Origin of the sequence: Thiobacillus sp. 65-1402, assembly GCF_001897685.1 — a bacterium.
GTDB lineage: Bacteria > Pseudomonadota > Gammaproteobacteria > Burkholderiales > Thiobacillaceae > Thiobacillus.
The window spans coordinates 1-21,680 of sequence record NZ_MKUG01000143.1 but is presented as its reverse complement, the minus strand read 5'-3'; the positions used below and the strand labels follow the sequence as shown (position 1 = coordinate 21,680).

22 protein-coding genes, 1 pseudogene and 1 riboswitch are annotated in these 21,680 nt (G+C 66.4%); of the genes and pseudogenes, 15 read left to right on the top strand and 8 right to left on the bottom strand.

Features of this window, described 5'->3' with window-relative positions; all coding sequences use genetic code 11:
• The 3 genes from BGO62_RS11175 to ahcY all read right to left on the bottom strand — a co-directional run.
• Positions 1–522 (bottom strand): methylenetetrahydrofolate reductase (locus BGO62_RS11175; protein ID WP_296642368.1); only part of this gene is annotated, 522 nt, incomplete at its 3' end.
• Positions 523–525: 3 nt separating this feature from the next.
• Positions 526–873 (bottom strand): phage holin family protein, encoded by a 348-nt coding sequence (locus tag BGO62_RS11170; protein WP_296642365.1) that lies wholly within the window; start codon positions 871–873, stop codon positions 526–528.
• Between the two features lie 24 nt (positions 874–897).
• On the bottom strand, positions 898–2,316 hold the full coding sequence (gene ahcY, locus BGO62_RS11165) for an adenosylhomocysteinase (protein WP_296642363.1): 1,419 nt from the start codon (positions 2,314–2,316) through the stop codon (positions 898–900).
• A gap of 26 nt (positions 2,317–2,342) precedes the next feature.
• Positions 2,343–2,413, bottom strand: a riboswitch (S-adenosyl-L-homocysteine riboswitch).
• A 272-nt stretch (positions 2,414–2,685) separates the two neighbouring features.
• Here ahcY and BGO62_RS11160 point away from each other — a divergent pair.
• Positions 2,686–3,375, top strand: a complete 690-nt coding sequence (locus BGO62_RS11160; protein WP_296642361.1) for a PEP-CTERM sorting domain-containing protein — start codon at positions 2,686–2,688, stop codon at positions 3,373–3,375.
• 72 nt (positions 3,376–3,447) lie between these two features.
• Here BGO62_RS11160 and metK read toward each other — a convergent pair whose 3' ends face one another.
• Positions 3,448–4,614, bottom strand: a complete 1,167-nt coding sequence (gene metK, locus BGO62_RS11155) for a methionine adenosyltransferase (protein ID WP_296642358.1) — start codon at positions 4,612–4,614, stop codon at positions 3,448–3,450.
• Between the two features lie 321 nt (positions 4,615–4,935).
• On the opposite strand from metK, the gene BGO62_RS11150 reads away from it, so the two are divergent.
• From BGO62_RS11150 to BGO62_RS11115, 8 genes are all read left to right on the top strand, one after another.
• Positions 4,936–5,808 (top strand): lysophospholipid acyltransferase family protein, encoded by an 873-nt coding sequence (locus BGO62_RS11150; RefSeq protein WP_296642356.1) that lies wholly within the window; start codon positions 4,936–4,938, stop codon positions 5,806–5,808.
• Entirely contained in the window at positions 5,805–6,719 is a 915-nt protein-coding gene (locus BGO62_RS11145; protein ID WP_296642354.1) for a lipid A biosynthesis acyltransferase, read from the top strand. The genes BGO62_RS11150 and BGO62_RS11145 overlap by 4 nt, the downstream gene beginning before the upstream one ends.
• A complete protein-coding gene (locus BGO62_RS11140) occupies positions 6,712–7,215 on the top strand; it encodes a GNAT family N-acetyltransferase (RefSeq protein WP_296642350.1) in 504 nt (167 codons plus the stop codon). The genes BGO62_RS11145 and BGO62_RS11140 overlap by 8 nt, the downstream gene beginning before the upstream one ends.
• Positions 7,212–7,667, top strand: coding sequence for a CoA-binding protein (locus tag BGO62_RS11135; protein ID WP_296642348.1), 456 nt, complete (start codon positions 7,212–7,214; stop codon positions 7,665–7,667). Before BGO62_RS11140 ends, BGO62_RS11135 begins: the two co-directional genes overlap by 4 nt.
• A complete protein-coding gene (dapF, locus tag BGO62_RS11130; protein WP_296642347.1) occupies positions 7,664–8,527 on the top strand; it encodes a diaminopimelate epimerase in 864 nt (287 codons plus the stop codon). The genes BGO62_RS11135 and dapF overlap by 4 nt, the downstream gene beginning before the upstream one ends.
• Positions 8,527–9,204: a DUF484 family protein gene (locus tag BGO62_RS11125; protein ID WP_296642346.1), complete on the top strand. Its 678-nt coding sequence runs from the start codon at positions 8,527–8,529 to the stop codon at positions 9,202–9,204. Before dapF ends, BGO62_RS11125 begins: the two co-directional genes overlap by 1 nt.
• Positions 9,201–10,088: a tyrosine recombinase XerC gene (gene xerC, locus BGO62_RS11120; protein WP_296642343.1), complete on the top strand. Its 888-nt coding sequence runs from the start codon at positions 9,201–9,203 to the stop codon at positions 10,086–10,088. Before BGO62_RS11125 ends, xerC begins: the two co-directional genes overlap by 4 nt.
• Before the next feature lie 89 nt (positions 10,089–10,177).
• Entirely contained in the window at positions 10,178–12,979 is a 2,802-nt protein-coding gene (locus tag BGO62_RS11115) for an EAL domain-containing protein (protein WP_296642342.1), read from the top strand.
• A gap of 4 nt (positions 12,980–12,983) precedes the next feature.
• On the opposite strand, the gene BGO62_RS11110 is transcribed toward BGO62_RS11115, so the two are convergent.
• The 4 genes from BGO62_RS11110 to BGO62_RS11095 are packed head-to-tail and all read right to left on the bottom strand — an operon-like array spanning position 12,984 to position 18,509.
• On the bottom strand, positions 12,984–13,793 hold the full coding sequence (locus tag BGO62_RS11110; RefSeq protein WP_296642339.1) for a polyphosphate kinase 2 family protein: 810 nt from the start codon (positions 13,791–13,793) through the stop codon (positions 12,984–12,986).
• Positions 13,790–14,344 carry a hypothetical protein gene (locus tag BGO62_RS11105; protein ID WP_296642337.1) on the bottom strand — a complete coding sequence of 185 codons (555 nt, stop codon included), beginning with the start codon at positions 14,342–14,344 and terminating at the stop codon, positions 13,790–13,792. The genes BGO62_RS11110 and BGO62_RS11105 overlap by 4 nt, the downstream gene beginning before the upstream one ends.
• A gap of 23 nt (positions 14,345–14,367) precedes the next feature.
• On the bottom strand, positions 14,368–17,439 hold the full coding sequence (locus BGO62_RS11100) for an efflux RND transporter permease subunit (protein WP_296642334.1): 3,072 nt from the start codon (positions 17,437–17,439) through the stop codon (positions 14,368–14,370).
• Complete coding sequence (locus tag BGO62_RS11095; protein WP_296642332.1) at positions 17,436–18,509, bottom strand: efflux RND transporter periplasmic adaptor subunit; 1,074 nt, start codon at positions 18,507–18,509, stop codon at positions 17,436–17,438. The genes BGO62_RS11100 and BGO62_RS11095 overlap by 4 nt, the downstream gene beginning before the upstream one ends.
• Positions 18,510–18,609: 100 nt before the next feature.
• Between BGO62_RS11095 and BGO62_RS11090 the strand changes: the two genes are divergently transcribed.
• The 6 genes and pseudogenes from BGO62_RS11090 to BGO62_RS11065 all read left to right on the top strand — a co-directional run.
• Positions 18,610–19,068 carry a transcriptional repressor gene (locus tag BGO62_RS11090; RefSeq protein WP_296642329.1) on the top strand — a complete coding sequence of 153 codons (459 nt, stop codon included), beginning with the start codon at positions 18,610–18,612 and terminating at the stop codon, positions 19,066–19,068.
• 237 nt (positions 19,069–19,305) lie between these two features.
• Positions 19,306–19,725: an RNA polymerase-binding protein DksA gene (gene dksA / locus BGO62_RS11085; protein ID WP_296642327.1), complete on the top strand. Its 420-nt coding sequence runs from the start codon at positions 19,306–19,308 to the stop codon at positions 19,723–19,725.
• 21 nt (positions 19,726–19,746) lie between these two features.
• Positions 19,747–20,856 (top strand): GTP-binding protein, encoded by a 1,110-nt coding sequence (locus tag BGO62_RS11080; protein ID WP_296642324.1) that lies wholly within the window; start codon positions 19,747–19,749, stop codon positions 20,854–20,856.
• Positions 20,853–21,089, top strand: coding sequence for a membrane protein insertion efficiency factor YidD (gene yidD, locus BGO62_RS11075; RefSeq protein WP_296639973.1), 237 nt, complete (start codon positions 20,853–20,855; stop codon positions 21,087–21,089). The genes BGO62_RS11080 and yidD overlap by 4 nt, the downstream gene beginning before the upstream one ends.
• Entirely contained in the window at positions 21,090–21,395 is a 306-nt protein-coding gene (locus BGO62_RS11070) for a hypothetical protein (protein WP_296639971.1), read from the top strand.
• A gap of 60 nt (positions 21,396–21,455) precedes the next feature.
• A pseudogene (locus BGO62_RS11065) lies at positions 21,456–21,680 on the top strand (TonB-dependent receptor); the annotation flags it as partial.

Genomic DNA, 21,680 nt, shown 5'->3' with positions numbered 1-21,680 from the left:
GGCGTCGGCGTTGAAGAAATACTGCGTGATCGCGGCATTCGCGCCGGCGTCGACCTTGCGCTTGAAGTTGATCATGTCCTCGGCATAGGAACGCGCCTGCGGATGGACTTCGGGGTAGGCGGCGACTTCGATCTCGAACCAGTCGCCGGTTTCCTTGCGGATGAATTCCACCAGCTCGTTGGCGTACTGGAACTCGCCGACGTCCATCGACCCCGACGGCAGGTCGCCGCGCAGCGCGACCAGATGGCGGATGCCCTGGCTTTTGTATTCGTTGAGGATGTCGCGGATGCTCGCTTCGGTCGAGCCGATGCACGACAGATGCGGCGCGGCCTCCGAACCGTCGGCCTGGATTTCGCGCACGGTTTCCAGGGTGCGGTCGCGGGTGGAGCCGCCGGCACCGAAGGTGACGGAAAAGAACTTGGGATTGAGCTGCGCCAGCTGCTTGCGGGTGGCGCGCAGTTTTTCGGCGCCTTCCGCCGTCTTCGGCGGAAAGAATTCAAAGCTGTAAGTACGAGCGCTCATGTTTCAACCTTTTGCATTGGGGACGAGCGCGGACAGCGCCCAGGCGATCACGCCGTAGAGGAGCGCGCCGACCAGCGCGGAGACGAAGCCCTGCACGTGAAAACCGGGCAGCAGCGCGCTGGCGAGCCAGAACAGCAGGCCGTTCAACACCAGGTAGAAGACGCCCAGCGTCAGCACCGTGATCGGCAAGGTCAGGATCGCCAGCACCGGCCGCACCAGCGTGTTGATGAAGCCGAGCACCAGCGCGGCGGCGAGCGCCGTGCCGAAGCCCGACACCTGGATGGTGGGCAGCAGCCAGGTCACCGCCAGCAGGGCGACGGCATTGAGTATCCACAGCAGCAGCAGACGCATGGCGTGCTCCTTCGGGCGGGCCGATCAATAGCGGTAATGCTCGGCCTTGTAGGGACCGCTCTTGGGTACGCCGATGTAGGCGGCCTGCTGCTCGGTCAGCTCGGTCAGCTGCGCGTTGAGCTTCTTCAACTGCAGGCGCGCGACCTTCTCGTCGAGATGCTTCGGCAGGGTGTAGACGCCGACCGGGTACTTGCCGGAATCGCGCTCCTGCCACAGTTCGATCTGCGCGATGGTCTGGTTGGCGAAGCTGGAGCTCATCACGTACGAGGGATGGCCGGTGGCGCAGCCGAGGTTCACCAGGCGGCCCTTGGCAAGAAGAATAATCCGCTTGCCGTCGGGGAAGATCACGTGGTCGACCTGCGGCTTGATCTCCTCCCACTGGTACTTCTCGATCGACGCGACGTCGATCTCGTTGTCGAAGTGGCCGATGTTGCAGACGATGGCCTGGTCCTTCATCTTCGCCATGTGGTCGTGGTTGATGACGTGGAAGTTGCCGGTGGCGGTGACGAAGATGTCGGCCTTGTCGGCAGCGTATTCCATGGTCACCACACGGTAGCCTTCCATCGCCGCCTGCAGCGCGCAGATCGGGTCGATCTCGGTCACCCACACCTGGGCGGAGAGCGCGCGCAACGCCTGCGCCGAACCCTTGCCGACGTCGCCATAGCCGGCGACCAGCGCGACCTTGCCCGCGACCATCACGTCGGTGGCGCGCTTGATGCCGTCGACCAGCGATTCGCGGCAACCGTAGAGGTTGTCGAACTTGGACTTGGTGACCGAATCGTTGACGTTGATCGCCGGGAACTTGAGCTCGCCGCGCGCGTGCATCTGGTATAGGCGATGCACGCCGGTGGTGGTTTCCTCGGTGACCCCCTTGACGGCCGCCAGACGGCTGGAATACCAGCCCGGCTGCGCCGCCACGCGCGCCTTGATCGCGGCGTACAGCACGCGCTCTTCCTCGCTGGTGGGATTGGCCACCACCGAAATATCCTGTTCGGCGCGCGCCCCCAGATGCAGCAGCAGGGTGGCGTCACCGCCGTCGTCGAGGATCATGTTCGAAAAACCGCCGTCGGTCCATTCGAAGATGCGGTGGGTGTAATCCCAGTAGTCTTCGAGCGATTCACCCTTGACCGCGAACACCGGAATGCCATCGGCGGCAATCGCCGCGGCGGCGTGGTCCTGGGTCGAGAAAATGTTGCACGAGGCCCAGCGCACCTCGGCGCCGAGCGCGGTCAGCGTCTCGATCAGCACCGCGGTCTGGATGGTCATGTGCAGCGAACCGGTGATGCGCGCGCCGCGCAAAGGCTGGCTCTTGGCGAACTCCTCGCGGATCGCCATCAGGCCCGGCATTTCGGTTTCGGCGATGCGGATTTCCTTGCGGCCCCAGTCGGCAAGCGCAAGGTCGGCAATAACGTAATCGGCGGTGGAATTGAGTGCGGCGTTCATCACGCCCTCCTTTCGTTCAGAAAAAGAAAACGTGAGCGCCGTTGAAAGGAAGCGTCCTGAGCCTGGCGGGTGAACCGTCGCAGCGCTCCTCAGAACCGAGGCGGCATTTTACTCCCGGAAGCGCCAAACGCGAATGCGTTTTTGGCAATACTTGGGGTGCGTCAGAGTCATCGTGCTTTTGTCGGTATTTTTTACACTCGTCATCTACGCCCACTCACGCCTCGTTGCAAGCCATTGTTTCATATGGACAGCGACTAAGCGCAACTGAACTGGAACACAAATTGCGCTCCAGCGCGAAGGCCCGCGCGTAGCGTTTATCAAGCCAAACGGGCCGATATAACGAATCCAAAAAATCGACGAGGGGAAAACATGAAAAAAAACATATTGGGTGGGTTTGCTTTGGGCTGCTGCATGGCGGCCAGCGTGGCACAGGCTGCGTCCGTTCAAAGCATGACGATTGAAGAAATCGGGGGGGCCTCGGGTGGCTTGGGGACATCAGGACTTGCGGGCGGCGGCGGTTGGGGAAACTGGTATACCGATCAGGGAACCACTATGGCCCCACCTGCCTACTTTCTCAGTGACGGCGTGGACGGCGCGCTCATCATGGGAACCATCCAAGCGAATGGCGCCATTTCGACAGGGTTCATCTGGGGCGGCAATCACTTTTACGTCAACACATTGAATGGCGCTCCGAGCGGGACGGTCATCGATGGTGCCATGTCGCTCAACCTGTCCGGTATTGTTGCCGACTTCTCTGCTGGCAACACGGTGTTCCCAATCGCACCCGACGCGGGCACCTTGCAAACCTCAATATCCATGATCGATGCCAACCATTATTTTTACACTGCTGATTGGACGCATGTTTTCAACAATGACGTGTACGACTCCAACTCAATCACAAATGCCATCTCGCCGGGCTGGAACGGTTCAAGCGTGACCCTTCACCTGGAAGGCATCGCCACACTGTCGCTCGTGCCCGAAGCCGACTCCTACGCCATGATGCTGGCGGGAGTGGGACTGGTGGGCGTGATGGCAAATCGCCGCCGTAGATTGGCTTGATTCTTCCGCACCCAAAAAAAAGAGCCGGTAAAACCGGCTCTTTTCACGTTTGCGATCAAGCAAGCTGCCTTATCAAATCCCCGCGGCCGCCTTCAGCGCCGCCGCCTTGTCGGTGACTTCCCAGGTGAAATCCGGCTCGTCGCGGCCGAAATGGCCGTAGCTCGCGGTGCGGGTGTAGATCGGGCGCAGCAGGTCGAGCATCGCGACGATGCCCTTGGGGCGCAGGTCGAAGTGCGCGGCGATGAGTTCGACGATCTTCGCTTCGGGAATCTTGCCGGTGCCGAAGGTGTCGACCATCAGCGAAGTCGGCCTGGCGACGCCGATGGCGTAGGAAACCTGCACCATGCACCTGTCGGCCAGCCCCGCCGCGACGATGTTCTTCGCCACGTAGCGGCCGGCGTAGGCGGCGGAGCGGTCGACCTTGGACGGGTCCTTGCCGGAGAAGGCGCCGCCGCCGTGCGGCGCTGAGCCGCCGTAGGTGTCGACAATGATCTTGCGGCCGGTCAGCCCGGCGTCGCCCATCGGCCCGCCGACGACGAAGCGCCCGGTGGGGTTGACCAGGTAGCGGGTGTCGGCGGAGAGCATGTTCTTCGGCAGCACCGGTTTGACGATCTCCTCGATCACCGCCTCGGACAACTGGGCGTGCGAAACATCGGGGTCATGCTGGGTCGACAGCACGACGGTGTCGATCGAATGCGGCTTGCCGTCGACGTAGCGGATCGACACCTGCGACTTGGCGTCCGGGCGCAGCCACGGCAGGCGGCCGTCCTTGCGCAGTTCGGACTGGCGCTCGGTGAGGCGGTGCGCGAGGTAGATCGGCATCGGCATCAGCACCGGCGTTTCGTTGCAGGCGTAGCCAAACATCAGGCCCTGGTCGCCGGCGCCCTGGTCGAGGTTGTCGTCGTGCGCGCGATCCACGCCCTGCGCGATGTCGGGCGACTGCTTGCCGACGGTAACCAGCACCGCACAGGTGTTGTAGTCGAAGCCGATCTCGGACGAGTCGTAACCGATGCGCTTGATGGTCTGGCGCGCGATCTGGTTGTAGTCGATCACCGCCGAGGTGGTGATCTCGCCGGCGATGACGCACAGACCGGTGGTCAGCAGGGTCTCGCACGCCACGCGCGCATGTTTGTCCTGGGTTAGAATCGCGTCGAGCACCGCATCCGACACTTGATCCGCCATCTTGTCGGGGTGCCCTTCGGACACCGACTCAGACGTGAAAATGAAATCCTTTTGCATGACAGCTCCTGTAGTCCCGATTACCGACTGCGTAACCGGCTCGGGGGACCAACGGAGCGGCGACGCTTTAGCTGTATTTGTATCCCGCCCGCAAGTTGTCAAGATTAACGCGGCGGCTGCCGCATTGTGCCCCGCCGCTTCCCCCGGCGTCAATTCCCGCAGGGGGACGCCGATCCACCATGCGCTGAAGCCCATGTGGGGCCGCATGTCCCATGAAGGGACTCCGACTTTCTACGCGCTGAAGCGCGTGACAGATCGTATGCCCCACAAGGGGACTCCGACTTTCTATGGGCTGAAGCCCATGAAAGATCGTATGCCCGCATGATGTTCCTGCTCAAGCTGCTGGCCCGCCTGCCGCTGCCGCTGCTGCATGGCGCCGGCATCGTGCTGGGCTGGCTGCTTTACTGGTCGCCCGGGCGCTATTCCGCGCGCGTGCGCAACAACCTGTTCAGCAGCGGGATCTGCACTCCCGGGCGCGGCTGCCGGAGGTTGCTGCGCAAGAGCATCGGCGAGGCCGGCAAGGCCATGATCGAACTGCTGCCGGTGTGGCTGCGCCCGTACCAGAAGGTGCTGAAGCTGATCAAGCGCACCAGCGGCTGGGAGCACATCGATGCCGCGCGCGCGGACGGCAAGGGCATCATCCTGCTGTCGCCGCACATCGGCTGCTTCGAGATCATCAGCCTCTATTGCGCCGCGCGGCATCCCTTCACCGCCATGTACAAACCGCCTCGTCAGCCGGTGCTCGACGCGCTGATGCTGGCCGGCCGTCAGCGCGGCCAGGCGACGCTGGTGCCGAGCGATCTCTCCGGCGTGCGCGCGCAGCTGGCGGCCCTGAAGCGCCACGAAGCGATCGGCATTCTGCCCGACCAGGTGGCAACCGGCGGCGACGGCGTGTGGGCGCCGTTCCTTGGCCGCCCGGCCTACACGCCGACGCTGGCCGCCAGCCTGCAGCGCAAGACCGGGGCGGCGGCCTTTTTCATCGCCGCCGAGCGGCTGAGCTGGGGGCGCGGCTACCACTTGCACGTCTTTCCGCTGGACGAGGCCCTGCCGGCCGACAAGACCGCCGCCGCCGTCCAGCTAAACCAGGCGGTGGAGGCAATCGTGCGGCGCTTCCCGACGCAATACATGTGGAGCTACAACCGCCACAAGCGCCCGGGCGACGTCGCCCCCCCGGACGCCCAGGAACACGCATGAAGCCGGCCGCCCACGCAAACCTGCTGCACCCTTCGCTGTTGCCGAACTGGCTCGGCGTGGGCGCGCTCTGGCTGCTGCACTGGCTGCCGCTGCCGGTCCAGGCGGCACTCGGCAACGCCGCAGGCTGGCTGATCGCACAGTTCCCCGGACGGCGGCGGCGCATCGTCGCGACCAATCTCGCACTGTGCTTTCCCGAGGCCGCGCCTGAAACGCGCCGCCGCTGGCTGCGGCAGACCTTTCAGAGCTCGATGCGCGCAGCGCTCGAACACGGCGTGCTGTGGTGGGGGTCGGAGGCACGCCTGCGGCGGCTGATCCGGATCGACAATCCCGAAGCGGTGCTGGGCGACGGCAAGCGCCCGGTGATCTGGCTGGCGCCGCACTTTGTCGGGCTCGACATGGGCGGCGTGCGGCTGGCGATGGATCGCACCGCCGCTTCGATGTACGCGCGCGCCAAGGACCCCGTCGCCGACGAAATGATGCGGCACGGGCGTTCGCGCTTTTTCTCCCCGGTGCTGATCGCCAAGAACGACGGCATCAAACCCGTTCTCAAGGCACTCAAGGACGGCCTGCCGTTCTATTACCTGCCGGATCAGGATCATGGCCGCCTCAATGCCGTATTCGTTCCATTCTTCGGCATTCCCGCCGCCACCGTATCGGCGCTGCCGCGCCTGGCCAAACTCACCGGCGCCCAGATCATCCCGGCCATCACCCGCCAGTTGCCCTGGGGGCGGGGCTACGCGGTGCGCTTCTACCCGCCGTGGGACAACTACCCGAGCGGCGACCTGGAGGCCGACGTCGCCCGCATGAACGGGTTCATCGAAGACCGCATCCGCGAGATGCCGTCGCAGTACCTGTGGCTACACCGCCGCTTCAAGACCCGCCCGGAAGGCGAGGCCAGCCTGTATGAATGAGCCGCGGACCGATCTGTCGCGGCTGGCGGCCGCCGACGCCGATGCCGTCGGCGCACTGGCGCGCGAGGTGTGGCAGGCCACGTATCCGGCGCTGATCCCGCAGGCGCAGATCGATGCCATGCTGGCCGACCGTTATGCGCCCGAACGGATACGGGAACAGCTGGACGATCCGCGCCATGCCTGGTGGGGGATGCGCCGGGACGATGCGCTGGTCGGCTTTGCCCATGCGGTGCTGGAGGGCGCCGCCTGCAAGCTCGACAAGCTCTACGTTCATCCGGACAACCAGCGTCAGGGCATCGGCGCCGCGCTGCTGCACGCCGCCGCCAGCTGGGCGCGCCAGCAGCGAGCCCGCTGCCTGCGCCTGCAGGTCAATCGCGGCAACGCGCAGGCCATTGCCGCCTACCGGAAATACGGCTTCAACATCGTCGAGTCGCGGGTGTTCGATATCGGCGGCGGTTTTGTGATGGACGATCACGTGATGGAACTGACGCTGTGAGTTTCGCCAATCCCGACGACGCCAGCCTGCGCGCCCTGCTCGACCGCACCCGGACGATCGCGGTGGTCGGCCTGTCGCCGCAGCCCGCGCGTCCGAGCTACCGCGTGGCGCAGGCGATGCAGCGCTACGGCTACCGCATCGTGCCGGTGCGGCCGCTGGTGGACCGGGTGCTCGGCGAGCAGGCTTACGCAAGCCTCGCCGACATCCCGTTCGCGGTCGACCTGGTCAACGTGTTCCGCGCTGCCGAGCATGTGCCGGCTATCGTCGAACAATGCCTGGCGCTACACTCCCTGCAGCGGCCCGATTCGACGGGACACCGTCTACCGGCAGCCATCTGGATCCAGGAAGGCATCGTGCATGAAACCGCCGCGCAACGCGCGCAGGCCGGCGGCATGACGGTGGTGATGGACCGCTGCCTCCTCAAGGAATACGTCAGGCTCAAAACCGCATGAAAACCGCAGGCACAAGCGCCCAACCGGGCACCACACTCCGCTTCACCAAGATGCACGGCCTCGGCAACGACTTCGTCGTTTTCGACGGCATTGGCCAGGCCGTCGCGCTCAGCCCCGAACAGTGCCGCCGCATCGCCGACCGCCACTTCGGCGTCGGCTGCGACCAGATCCTGCTGGTCGAGAAAGCCAGCCGGCCGGATGTCGATTTCCGCTACCGCATCTTCAACGCCGACGGCGGCGAAGTCGAACAATGCGGCAACGGCGCGCGCTGCTTCGTGCGCTTCGTGCACGAAAAAGGCCTCACCGCCAAGACCGCGATCCGCGTGGAAACCGCGTCCGGCGTCATCGAGCCGCGCCTGCTCGGCAATGGCCAGGTCACGGTGGACATGGGCGCGCCACGCTTTGCGCCGGCCGACATCCCGTTCGCGGCCGAGGCCGAAGCGCTCGCCTATCCGCTGAAAGTCGGCCAGCATGTCATCGAGATCGCCGCGCTGTCGATGGGCAACCCGCACGCGGTGCTGCGGGTGAACGACCTCGACAGTGCGCCGGTGGACATCCTCGGCGCCGCCATCGAATCGCATGCGCGCTTCCCGCAGCGCGTCAACGCCGGCTTCATGCAGGTGCTGACCCCGCACGATATCCGCCTGCGCGTGTACGAGCGCGGCGCCGGCGAAACCCTGGCCTGCGGCACCGGCGCCTGCGCCGCGGCGGTCGCCGGCATCCGCCAGGGCTGGCTGAAAAGCCCGGTCAGCGTACACACCCGCGGCGGCGACCTGGTCATCGAATGGGCAGGCAAGGGCCAGCCGGTCAGCATGACCGGCCCGGCAGAAACGGTATTTGAAGGAGAGATCGAACTCTAATGGACACGCAACCCACCACGCTGGACGCACCGGCGATTGCCGAATTTCTGACCCGGCATCCGAATTTTTTCAACGACTTCCCCACCCTGCTGGCGGATCTGCACATCCCGCATCCGCACGGCACCCACGCCGTGTCGATGAGCGAGCGCCAGCTGATCGCGATGCGCGACAAGGTGCGGATGCTGGAAAACAAGCTCGCCGAACTGATTCAGTTTGGCGAGGAAAACGACGGCATCTCCGAAAAGCTGCACGCGCTGACGCTCGCACTGGTGACCGCCAGCCAGCCGCAGGACATCACCGCCGCGCTGGCGATCCACCTGCGTGACGGCTTCGCCGTGCCGCATCACGCGCTGCGCGCCTGGATGCTGACCGGCGAGCCGATGCCGGGGCTCGATCAGCCGGTGTCGCAGGCAGCGCGCGATGCCGTGGCGGCGATGCCCTATCCGGTATGCGGCCCGCTTGCCGTGCCCGACGCCAGCGACTGGTTCGGCGAAGTGTCGCCGCACCTGCGCGCATTCGCCTGCATCCCGCTGCGGCCCGCCGCAGCGGCCGCCCCCATCGGCCTGCTGGTGCTGGCATCCGAGGAGGCCAAGCGCTTCTATGCCGGCATGGGCACGCTTTACCTCGAACGGCTGGGCCAGCTGGTCGGCGCCGCGCTGGTGCGGATGCAGGGTTGAATCCGGTCGATCGCTACCTGCAACACCTCGCCGCCGAACGGCGGCTGTCGCCGCATACGGTTGCGGCCTATCGGCGCGATCTGGCCAGCCTGGCCAGGCTGGCTGACGGCAAGCCGCTGACCGAGCTCGGCGCCGCCGACATCCGCGGCGCCATCGTCAAGCTGCGCAGCCAGAACCTGGCGGCCACCAGCGTGGCGCGCCAGCTGTCGAGCTGGCGCGGGTTTTACGCCTTCGCCTGCCGCCGCCTCGGCCACGCGGACAATCCCTGTCTCGGCCTGCGCCCGCCCAAGGCGGCCAAGGCACTGCCGGACATCCTGTCGCCCGACGCCTGCGCCCGACTGCTGCAGGGCGGCCCCGCTGCGGAAAGCGGCGACGCCCTGCAGGCACGCGATCGCGCCATGTTCGAGCTGTTCTATTCGTCCGGCCTGCGCCTGGCGGAACTGGCCGGGCTCGATCTCGGCGACCTCGACCTGCAATCCGGCGAAGCGCAGGTCACCGGCAAGGGCCGCAAGAGCCGCGTCGTGCCGGTGGGGCGCCAGGCGCTCGCCGCCCTGGGCGCGTGGCTGCCGTTGCGGCTGGCCCTGGCGCGCGACACCGCCGCGCTGTTCGTCGGCCGCAACGGCAGCCGGCTCACCCCGCGCAGCGTGCAGCTGCGCCTCGACCGCTGGGCGCGGCAGGCCGGCCTCGGCCAGCACGTCCACCCGCACATGCTGCGCCACGCGTTCGCCACCCACGTGCTGCAGTCGTCCGGCGATCTGCGCGCGGTGCAGGAAATGCTCGGCCACGCCAGCATCAGCACCACCCAGGTGTATACCCACCTCGACTGGCAGCATCTCGCCAAGGTGTACGATCAGGCGCATCCGCGCGCCCGCAAGAAACCCTGAGTTTGCCGTCGGGGCGCGTGCCCGCACGATCCGGCGCCCCCGGTTTTACATTCCCTTCAGAAACGGGAAATGCGGCCGATTCATTCCGTATGCGCGTCATTCCCTTCTCCCGGCTTGTTCGCCTTGTGCAGGATTTGCGCCCCGCCTACCTCAGCACGCAGGGCCGGGTCATGGGCGCGGTATTGCTCATCCTGCTCGCGGTATTCGCCTTGGCCGGGCGGCAGGCGCTGTACATCGCCCACCAGGATGCCGGCGCCGCATTGCGCGTGCAGGCGTCGGCCCAGCTGGCGGCGCTGTCCCAGGCGGTGGCCGATGCGGCCAGCCGCGGCGATTACAGCGCGGTGCAGGCGCGGCTCAACATTCCGATTGCGCAGGGCAACCTGCAGCGGGTGGAATACACCGCGCCCGACGGCCGCCGCCTGAGCCAGCAGGCAGCGCCCTTCCCGGTAGACCGTCCCGGCTGGTTTGCCGGGCTGACCGATCTGGTCGCCCCCGTCATGCAGGAGTCCCTGGTCGTCGACGGCATCTACCATGGCCGCCTGCTCATCCAGCCGTCCGCCCATGCCTACGAGGACTTTCTGTGGCATCTCGGCACCCGCCTGTTCATGCTGCTCAGCGCCGCTTTCATCCTGCTCGGCTGGCTGACTTACGGGCTGCTCAAAATCAACCTGAAGGACCTGGACCGGCTGCGCGCGACCGCGCGCCAGATCGAAGCCGGAGATTACAGCGCACGGATTCCCATTCGGGCCGGCAGTCCGCCCGAACTGCAGGGGACCCTGTGCGCTTTCAACCACATGAGCGCAGCGCTGGAGCGCCTGCTCACCGACCTCAAGGAGCATCAGAAGGCCCTTGATAGCGCCGCCAGCGTGTCCGAAACCGATCTCGCCGGCAACATCACCTTCGCCAACGACCTGTTCTGCATCGTCAGCGGCTACACCCACGAAGAACTCCTCGGCCAGAGCCACCGCATCCTCGCCTCGGGCCGGCACGACGCCGCGTTTTTTGCCCAACTGTGGGAGACCATCTCGCGCGGGCGAACCTGGCGCGGCGAAATCTGCAACCGCGCCAAGGACGGCCGGCTGTTCTGGACGGCCTCGACCATCACGCCGATCAAGGGCGACGACGGCCTGCCGCTGAAGTATCTGTCGATCCACGTCGACATCACGCAACGCAAGCTTGATGAAGCCGCGCTCAGCGAGGAAAAGGAGCGCTGGCAGGTCACGCTGCAATCGATCAACGACGCCGTCATCGTCACCAATGCCCACAATCACGTGGTCTATCTCAACCCGACCGCCGAGAGCCTGCTCGGCATCGCGCTTGAAGATGCCGTGTCGAGCCCGCTGAAGAGCCTGATGCAATTCGATCGGCCAGGCGGCGGCGACGAAGCCCCGGTCTGTTTTCTCGCGCCCAATTCGCCGCAACTCGGGCAGACCGGCTCGGCCCGCCTGCAAACGCGCCTGGGGCAGGACCTGGCGATCAGCTACAGCTGCGCCCCGCTAACCGGAAACGGCGGCTTCGGCGCGGTCTACGTGCTGCGCGACGAGACCGAGAAAAAGCAGCTGCTCGACAGCCTGCGCGAGATGGCCTTCCACGACACCCTGACCACGCTGCCGAACCGCCGCGCGGTGGAAGGCCGGCTGGCACGCGCCCTGCGCACCGCGCGCGAGCAGGCACAGCAACACGCGTTCTGCTACATCGATCTCGACCAGTTCAAGCTGGTGAACGACACCTGCGGCCATTCGGTGGGGGACACCCTGCTGATGAACATTGCGCAGACCATGCAGGCAGCCTTGCCCGAGCATGCCTATCTGGGCCGCCTGGGCGGCGACGAATTCGGCCTGATCCTGTTCGACACCCGGCCCGACGCGGCCAGCGCGGTCTGCCGGCAGCTGGTGCAGCGCATCCGCGACTTCCGTTTCGAACACAAGGGGCGGCGTTTCACGCTCGGCGCCTGCGCCGGAATCGCGCCCATCACCCAGTCCGCGACCACCGCCGGCGATCTCATGATCCAGGCCGACATGGCGTGTTACCGCGCCAAATCCGAAGGCAGCGGCCGGATCATGCTGTACGAGGCAGACGAGATCGGGTTCCGCCGCCTGGAGGCGGAAATGAGCTGGGCCGCCGATTTCGCGCAGGCACTCGAAGCCAACCAGTTCCTGCCCTACCGCCAGCTGATCCAGCCGGCCTCGCACGGCGGGCAACCGCATTACGAAGTGCTGATCCGCTGGCAGCGCAATGGCGCGATCGAGGGGCCGGCCAAGCTGCTGCCCGCGCTCGAACGCTACGGGCAGGCGCCGATCCTCGACCGCTGGATGCTGGAAGCCGTGGTGTCCTACCTGGCGGCGCAACCCGGCGACAATGCGGTGTATTTCATCAACCTGTCGGGCAAGACGGTGGCCGACGAATCCTTCCTCGGCACCGTCTGCCATCTGCTCGACCACTATGGCGTGGCCGGCGAACGCCTGGGCTTCGAGGTCACGGAAACCGCGGCAGTGGTGAATCTGGCGGATGCGCAACGCCTGATCCACGGCCTGCGCGAACGCGGCTGCCAGTTCGCGCTGGACGATTTCGGCCGCGACGCCTCCTCGTTCTTCTACCTCAAGCACCTGCCGGCCGACTTCCTCAAGATCGACGGCGCCTTCGTGCGCGGCATGCTGGACGACCGCCGCGACCAGGCCATCGTGCGTTCGATCGCGCAGCTGGCGCGCGACTTCGGCATGCATTCGGTGGCCGAGCAGGTGGAAGACGCCGAAATGGCCGCACTGCTGAAGGACATCGGGGTGGATTATTTACAGGGCTACCACATCCATCGCCCGGAAGCCTTGCCGCACTGGCAGCCGGTTTCACACGCCGGCGCTGCACGGCCGCCGCAGCTGACGCTGGTCAGATAGCCCGTCAGACGATCACGGTATCCGCCGCCCCGGCGGCCGGATCCGGATAGCGCATTTTCAGGTTTTCCAGCGCCTCGATCAGCAGGCTGGACACCATCAGGTTGCGCGCCAGCTTGCTGTTGGCGGGGATCACGTGCCACGGCGCGTGCGCCGTGCTGGTGGCCGACAGCGCCGCCTCGTAGGCTTCCATGTAATCGTCCCACTGCGCGCGCACCGCGAGGTCGCCGGGCTGGAATTTCCACTGCTTCTCGGGGGTGTCGCGGCGCTCTTCCAGACGCTTCTTCTGCTCGTCCCTGGAAATGTGCAGATAGAACTTCAGGATGGTGGTGCCGGTTTCCGCCAGCATTCTTTCGAAGTCGTTGATCTGGCGGAAGCGCCGTCTGCATTCGGCGGCATCGATCCAGCCATTCACCCGCGTGATCAGCACATCCTCGTAATGCGAACGGTTGAAGATGACGATCTCCCCGGCGCCCGGCACGTGGTGGTGCACCCGCCACAAATAGTCGCGCGCCAGCTCGTGCGGCGTGGGCGCCTTGAAGCTGGCCACGCGCACCCCCAGCGGATCGACGCCCTGGAACACGTGACGGATGGTGGAATCCTTGCCGGCGGTGTCCATCGCCTGCAACACCACCAGGAGCTTGTGCCTGCCTTCGGCGTACAGCAGTTCCTGCAGCGTTTCCAGGCGTTCGCGATAGTCGTCCAGACGCTCGCGCGCATCGGATTTTTCCTTGCCGACGATCGCGCTGTCGCCGGCATCCCACTTCGACAGCTTGACCCTGGTGTCGGGGGCAATACGGGTTTCGGCGGGCTTCACGGGCGCTCCCCGGGCGGAATCAGGCTCATCCAGCCGCCCAGCGCCTGGCGGATCTCGTCCAGCGTGAGATGCCTCATCAACGCGCGATTGCCGGGCGCCATCTGGTTCCAGGCGCAACTCATGCCGCGCAGATTCGGCTGGGCCGTGTCGCGCAGGCGGAATTCGGTTTTGAAGTAGAGGAAAGTCGGATCGCCGTCGTCGGCGACGAACCCCGCCTTGACGAAAGGCGAAGCCGTGGCGGCGACGGGGCTGACGCTGCGCGTCACCCGCCACACCTCGAAGCGTCCCGGCTGCAGCGTCTGCGCTTCGGCGCGCACCGTGTTCAATTCCACCACGCAGAACGGGGCATACTCCTGCACGCTGTTGCGCGGCACGATGCGGCCGTATTGCAGGCGCACCGTGGCGGCGTCCGGAGGAATCGTCAGCGGCCGGTTCAACTGCACCGTCCAGCCCGGCGCATAGGCGTAATACGGCGACGCCGGGTCAGGCGACTGCAGTCCCGCACAGCCGCCCAGCAGCAGCACGAGTCCAAGTCCGATCGTCTTCATCATGCGGCCTCCTTGCAACGGGCATCCTATTGATTTGGTTTAACCCTAAACCACGCCGCATACAAGGCCGGCAGGAAAAATAGGGTGAGAAAGGTCGCCGCGACCAGGCCGCCCATGACCGACACCGCCATCGGCCCCCAGAAAATCGAACGCGACAGCGGGATCATCGCCAGTACCGCGGCAGCGGCGGTGAGGCTGATCGGGCGCATCCGCCGTACCGTCGACTCGATGATCGCATCCCATTGCGACAGGCCGCGCGCGATGTCCTGCTGGATCTGGTCGACCAGAATCACCGAGTTGCGCATGATCATGCCGGCCAGCGAGATGATCCCCAGCAGCGCGACGAAACCCATCGCCTGGCCGCTCAGCAGCAGCGCGATCGCCACCCCGATGATGCCGAGCGGTGCGGTCAGCACCACCAGCAGCGCGCGCGGAAAGCTGCCGAGCTGCAGCATCAGCAGGCTCAGCGTGGTGATCACGATCAGCGGCCACGATGCGCCGATGGCGGCGTTGGCCTTGGCGCTGCTTTCCACCGGCCCGCCGACTTCCAGCCGGAAGCCGGACGGCAGCCGGGCCTTGAATGCGGCCACCTGCGGCGCGATGGCGTCGATGATGGTGGCCGGCTGGGTCTTGCCCACCGGATCGCCGCGCACCGCGATCGTCGGCAGGCGGTCGCGCCGCCAGATCACACCGTCCTCGAACACCGGCTCGAGGCGGGCGATCTGCCCCAAGGTCACGCTCTGGCCGTTGAAGCGGCCGATCGGAAGCGACTTCAATGCATCGACGTCGCGGTGTTCGTTGCGCGGCGTGCGCAGCACCACGTCGATCAGCAGGTCGTTTTCGCGGAACTGGGTGACGCTGACGCCCGACAGCTGCAGCGCCACCAGCCGGCCGACCAGGTCGGAACTCAACCCCAGCGCCTTGATCTTGTCTTGATCGAGCTGCGCCTTGACCGCCAGCGACTGCTCGTTCCAGTCGAGGTTCACCGCCGTCACCTGCGGCTGCGCGGCGACGATCTTGCGCAGTTTCTCGGCTTCGATCTTCAATTGCGGAATGTCGGGGCCGCTCAAGCGGTATTGCACCGGATAGCCGGCGGGCGGGCCGTACTCGAAGCGCACTGCGCGTCCGCGCACATTGGGAAAATCGGTCTCGAACAGCCGCTGGATGCGGGCGAGTTCGCGTTCGCGCGCCGGCACATCCTTCGCGATCACCACCAGCTGCGCAAAGTTGCGGTTGTTCAGACGCTGATCCAGCGCCAACACGAAACGCGGCGCTCCCTGGCCGATGTAATTGAGGACATGGGCCACATCCCGGTCCTGCCGCAACAGGGTTTCGAGCCTGAGCGCTTCGGCGCGCGCGGCATCGGTCGAGGCACCTTCCGGCAGCCACAGCTCGATCAGGATTTCCAGCCGGTCGGACTGCGGGAAGAACTGTTTTTCGACCCGCTGCATCGCGGCCAACCCCACCACCAGCGCGGCCACCGTCAGCGCAATCACCGTCCGGCGATGCGTCACGCACCAGGTCACCGCGGCGCGGAAGCGCCGGTAGAACGGCGTCAGGTAGGCGGCGTTTTCATCGGTCACGTGCTGGCGGGGTTTCAGCAGGGCATGCCCGAGATAGGGGGTGACCACCACCGCCACCAGCCAGGACGACAGCAGCGCGATCGTGGTCACCGCAAAAATCGCAAAGGTGTACTCGCCGACCACCGATTTGGCCAGCGCGATCGGCAGGAACGCCGTGGCGGTGAGCAGGGTGCCGGTGAGCATGGGAAACGCGGTCGACTGGAAGGCATAGGTGGCGGCCTCGAAGCGATTCCAGCCGGCTTCGAGCTTGTGCGCCATCATTTCCACCGCGATGATGGCGTCGTCCACCAGCAGGCCGAGCGCAATGATGAGCGCGCCGGTGGAAATGCGGTGCAGGTCGATGCTGAACAGCCACATCGCACTGAAGGTGATCGCCAGCACCACCGGAATGGACAGCGTCACCACCAGCCCGGCGCGCCACTTCAGTGCCAGGAAGGTCACCGCCAGCACGATGGCGACGGCTTCGAGGAAGCTCTGCATGAAGAGCTTGACCGCGTGGCTGACGATGCTGGGCTGGTCGTGAACCTGGCGGATTTCCAGGCCCAGCGGCAGCGTCTTTTGCAGCGCTTCCATGGCGGCGGCGACGGCGCGCCCCATGGCCACCACATCCCCGCCTTCGGCCAGCGACACCCCGAGCAATACCGCCGTTTCGCCCTGCGAGCGGATTTCGGCGACGGGCGGATCCTCGTAGCGGCGCGTCACCTCGGCGATGTCGCCCAGCCGCAGGCGGTGCGCGCCCACCCGGATGACGGTTTCGCGCAGGCGCTCCACCTCGGAATACGCCCCCGATATGCGCAGCGGGATCGACAGTACGTCGTTTTCCACCCGCCCATCGGCGACCACGCTGTTCTGCTCCTGCACCGCCTGCATGATCTGCTGCGGGGTGAGGCCCAGCGCGGCGAGCTTCTGGGCGGGAACCTCGATATAGATTTTTTCCGCCACGATGCCGAACAGTTCGACCTTGCCGACGTTGGCCAGGCGGCGCACTTCGCGCTGCGCGTCTTCGGCGGCGCGGCGCAGTTCGGCGCGGCTGAACCCCTCGCCGGTGAAGGCGTAGATCGAACCGAAGGTATCGCCGAACTCGTCGTTGAAAAACGGCCCCTGCACCCCGGCGGGCAACTGCGGTCCGAGGTCGCCGATTTTCTTGCGCACCTGATACCAGGCCTCCGCCACGTCACGCCCGCGGACGGTCTCTTTGAGGTTCACGAACAGCGCGGTTTCGCCCGGCTTGGCATAGCTCTGCACGAAATCCAGCTCAGGCATTTCCTGCAGTTTTTTCTCGATGCGCTCGGTCAGCTGCTCGGACACTTCCTGCGCCGTCGCACCCGGCCATTGCGCCTGGATCAGCATGGTCTTGAAAGTGAACGGCGGGTCTTCGGCCTGCCCCAGCTGGATATAGGAACGCGCGCCCAGCAGCAGAATCAGCACGATGAAGAAGCGCACCAGCGCCGGATGCTCGATCGCCCAGCGCGACAGGTTGCCGCGCCGCGGCTCGAAGCGGGGCAGCGCGCTCATGGCCTGGAAGGCGCCAGGCGCACCTGCTGGCCCGGCGCGATCTTGTGCACGCCTGCGGTCACTACCCATTCGCCGGCCGCCAGCCCCGCCGTCACCACCGCGCGGTCGCCGCTCAAGCCGCCCAGCTGCACGCTGCGCGGCGCCACTTTGCGGGTTTGGCGATCGACCACCCAGACCTGCGGCTGGCCGTTGATTCTGAACAGCGCGGTCTGCGCCACCGACAGATTAGGCGCGGCCTCGCCGCCGACATCCACCGTTGCGCTCATGCCGAGCTTCACCCCCGCATCCGGCTTGATGAAACTCACGCGCGCGCTGTAGGTCCGGCTCGCGGCATCGGCCATCGGCGACAACTCGCGCAAGCGGCCGGCATAGTCCGTCCCCGGCGCCGACCACAGCCGGATGCTCAGATTCTGCGCCGCACGCACTGCGGCGAGCGCATTTTCCGGCACGTCGATGCGCACTTCCCGTTCGCCGTTGCGCGCCAGTTGCGCCACCGGCTGCCCCGCCTCCACCACCTGCCCGGCTTCAAAGGAGATCGCCGTCACCACGCCCGCGTGCGGCGCGGTCAGCCGCGTGTAGGCCTGCTGGTTGCCCTGGCGCTCGGCCTCGGCGCGCAGCTGGCGCACCCGCGCCGCCGCGGCTTCGGCAGCGGTCCGGCGGCGGTCGAGTTCGGCCGGGGAAATGAAATTCTGCGCCCGCAGTTCGGTGTAGCGCTGCAAGTCCTGCTGCGCCAGCTTGGCTTCGGCCTCGGCGGCGCTGAGTTGCGCCCGCGCCGCACTCGCCGCCAGCGCGTAATCCTGAGGGTCCAGCGTAGCGATAAGCTGGCCGGCCCTGACCTGCGTGCCGACCTCCACCGCGCGGGTCTGCACCCGGCCGGCGACCCGGAATGCCAGCGCAGTCTCGTAGCGCGCGCGCACCTCGCCGGCGTAGCGCGCGCCGCTGTGCGCAGCGTGCAGGCCGACCTGCTCGGCGCGCACCGTCCGCACATCCTCGGGCACCGCAGGCGGCGCATCGCGCCCACAGCCGGACAGCAGCAACAGGAAGAGGGTCGGCAACAGGGGCGTTTTCATGGCGGGATTATCGCGTAATCGCATGTCCCTGGTCTGCACGCCATCAGCGCATTTTTGCAACTTCGTTGCATTTTTTCGTGTCGCGTCCTACACTCGGCCCATGCAAGCGGCCACCGCTCCCCCCCGCCACGACCAGGCCACCCGCCTGCTGCACCAGCGCGGCGCGACCGCCACGCCGGCCCGGGTGCGGGTGCTGCAACTGCTGCTGGCGGCCGACGCCGCGATGTCGCACCAGTCGCTGCAGCAGGCGGCGGCGGCCGGCGGCCATCCCTTCGACAAGGTGACGCTCTACCGTGTGCTCGACTGGCTGGCCGGGCAGGGGCTGGTGCACAGCGTGGCCGGGCATGACCGGGTCCGCCGCTTCAGCCTGATGAACGCGCACCATGCCCATGCGCATTTTGAATGCGGCGTCTGCGGGCGCTTGTTCTGCCTGCGCGGCAGCCTCGCCAGCGCCAGCCCGGAACTGCCGCCCGGATTCGTGTCCGAGCGGGTCGATATCACGGTGCATGGCCGCTGTGCCGAGTGCGCCGCCGCGCCCTCGCCGGCCCCCGACGAGTGAAGCGAGCGAAGAATGGCGCCCGCCTGCCAACCATGCAACCCTGTTGCAGAGTTGCGCCGATGCACCTCGTCCCCGGGGAGAGAACCCCGGGGTATGATGCCGGGCAATGCGCGGTGCGCACTCGCCCGTGATGCTCCCGGGAGGGCAGGTATTTGCCGCCTGGGTACACACGTATGCCCCTGCCAGCAGGATGCATGATTCACAACCTGTCTTTGCTGACTGAACGGAGTCTCCACGATGCCTACCTCGTCCAAACCCCTCACCGAAGCCGCCCTGCTGAAAATGCCGGCTTCCGCCTACATGAACCCGGCCCAGCTCGCATTTTTTCGCGCCCGCCTCGAAGCCTTGCGCGATGAAATGCTCAGCAACGCGGCGGACACCAGCGAGACCCTGAAAGAAAACGAAAACTTTGCCGATCCCAACGACCGTGCCACGGTCGAGGAAGAGCATATGCTGGAACAGCGGGTGCGCGACCGCGAGCGCAAGCTGCTGAAAAAAATCCACTCCGCCCTGGCGCGCATCGATTCCGGCGAATTCGGATACTGCCTGGAAACCGGCGACCCCATCGGGCTGCCCCGCCTGCTGGCCCGCCCCACCGCCGAATACTCGATCGAGGCGCAGGAGCGCCACGAAAAGAAGGAAAGGCTGCATGCCTGAACGCCGCCGCGAGCACCCGGCATGGACGCTCCGCTAGGCAACGCCGACCCGCTGCGCGCTGAAGCGCGTGCGGGCTCGCCTGCCCCGCTTCCGGTCACCCTGCTCACCGGGTTTTTGGGCAGCGGCAAGACCACGCTGCTGAACCACCTGGTGCGCTCGCTGCCGCGCACCGCAATCCTGATGAACGAGTTCGGCGAAGTCGCGCTCGATCATCAACTGCTGCAAAAAATGCAGGGGCCGATGGCGCTGCTGTCGGGCGGCTGCGTGTGCTGCACGATTTCCGGCAGCCTGTCGCCGACCCTGAAGAACCTGTGGATGGCGCGGCAGAAGGGCGACATTCCCGCATTCGAGCGCGTCATCATCGAAACCACCGGCGTGGCCGACCCGGTGCCGGTGCTCGACAACCTGCTGCACGACAACTGGGTGCGCGCGCGCTTCCGCCTCGACGGCGTGGTCACCACGGTCGATGCGCAGTTCGGCGAGGACCAGCTGGACGCGCACTTCGAGGCGGTGAAGCAGGTGGCGGTAGCCGACCGCTTGCTGCTCACCAAGACCGACCTCGCAGCGCCGGAGCGGATCGCCGCCCTGCGCGAACGGCTGGCCGCGCTCAACCCGGCAGCCGACGTCGTCACGGTGACGCGCGGCGAGCTCGACCCCGCGGCGATCCAGAACCTGGGGCTGTGGAATGCCGCGACCAAATCGCTGGAAGTGGCGCGCTGGCTGAAGCAGCAACGCTATCGGCCGGCCGGCGCCAGCCCTGCCATCGGAAAAACGCAGCGCGCATTGCACGACGCGCGCATCCAGGCATTTTCGGTGGTGCTCGCCACGCCGCTGGACCGCTACGGCCTGCAATCCGCACTCGGCATGCTCACCTCGTTTCGCGCGGAAAACCTGCTGCGCTTCAAGGCGATCGTGAACCTCGAGGGCGATGCCCAGCCGCTGGTGCTGCATGGCGTACAGCACGTGCTGTATCCCGAGGTGAGGCTCGACGCCTGGCCGGACGCGGATCGCCGCAGCCGTTTCGTCTTCATCGTGCGCGACCTCGAGCCCGGCTTCGTGGAAAAGCTGCTGGCCGATTTCACCGGTGCGGCGCGCAGCCAGGCCGAGCCTGACGCGCAGGCAATTCCATGAACCTGGCGCAGCAATGCCTTGTCGGCGCGATCCGCCTCTACCAGTTGGCGCTCTCGCCATGGCTGGGCCGGCAATGCCGCTACCTGCCGACCTGCTCGGAATACGGCAAGGAAGCGATCGAAAAACACGGCGCGCTCAAGGGCGGCTGGCTGGCTGCCAAACGCATCGGCCGCTGCCGCCCCGGCTGCGCCCACGGCTACGACCCGGTGCCGCCAGTCGAGAAGCGCAAATAAATGCAGCCCCTGTTCCTCCGCCACCTGCTGCCCTGGCTGTTCGCGCTGATTCTGTTGTGCGGGCAGGCGGCGGCGTTCGCGCATACGCTGACCCATCTGCACCCGCACGACGCGGATCAGGCCAATCATCCCTGCGAAGTCTGCATCGCCCAGGCGCAGCTGGGCTCGGTCGCGCCGCCCGGCCTGCTCGTCCTGACGATTCCGCCTAGCGCCCGCATGGACCTGCCCGCCGACACGCCCGTGCGCGCCGATCTCGCGCCCCGTCCCGCTTGCGCCCGCGCCCCGCCCTTCTCCGTCCACGCCTGACCTTCGTCCGGCCCGCGCAACGCCAGCGCGGGCCAGTGTCATTCGTTTACGGAGTGAAAAATGTTACGTCCCGCTATTCTGGCGACCGCGCTCGCGGCTGCCTTTCCGGTTTCCGCCGACGCCGACCTCGACGCGCTGCGCGCCGAGCTGAAGCAAATGAAATCCAGCTACGAGGCACGCATCCAGGCGCTGGAAGCCCGCTTGCAGCAGGCTGACGCCGCTCCCGCCCCGATCGCCGTGCAAGCCGACGCTGCCCCGCAGCAAGGCACGGCTGCCGGCAACCGT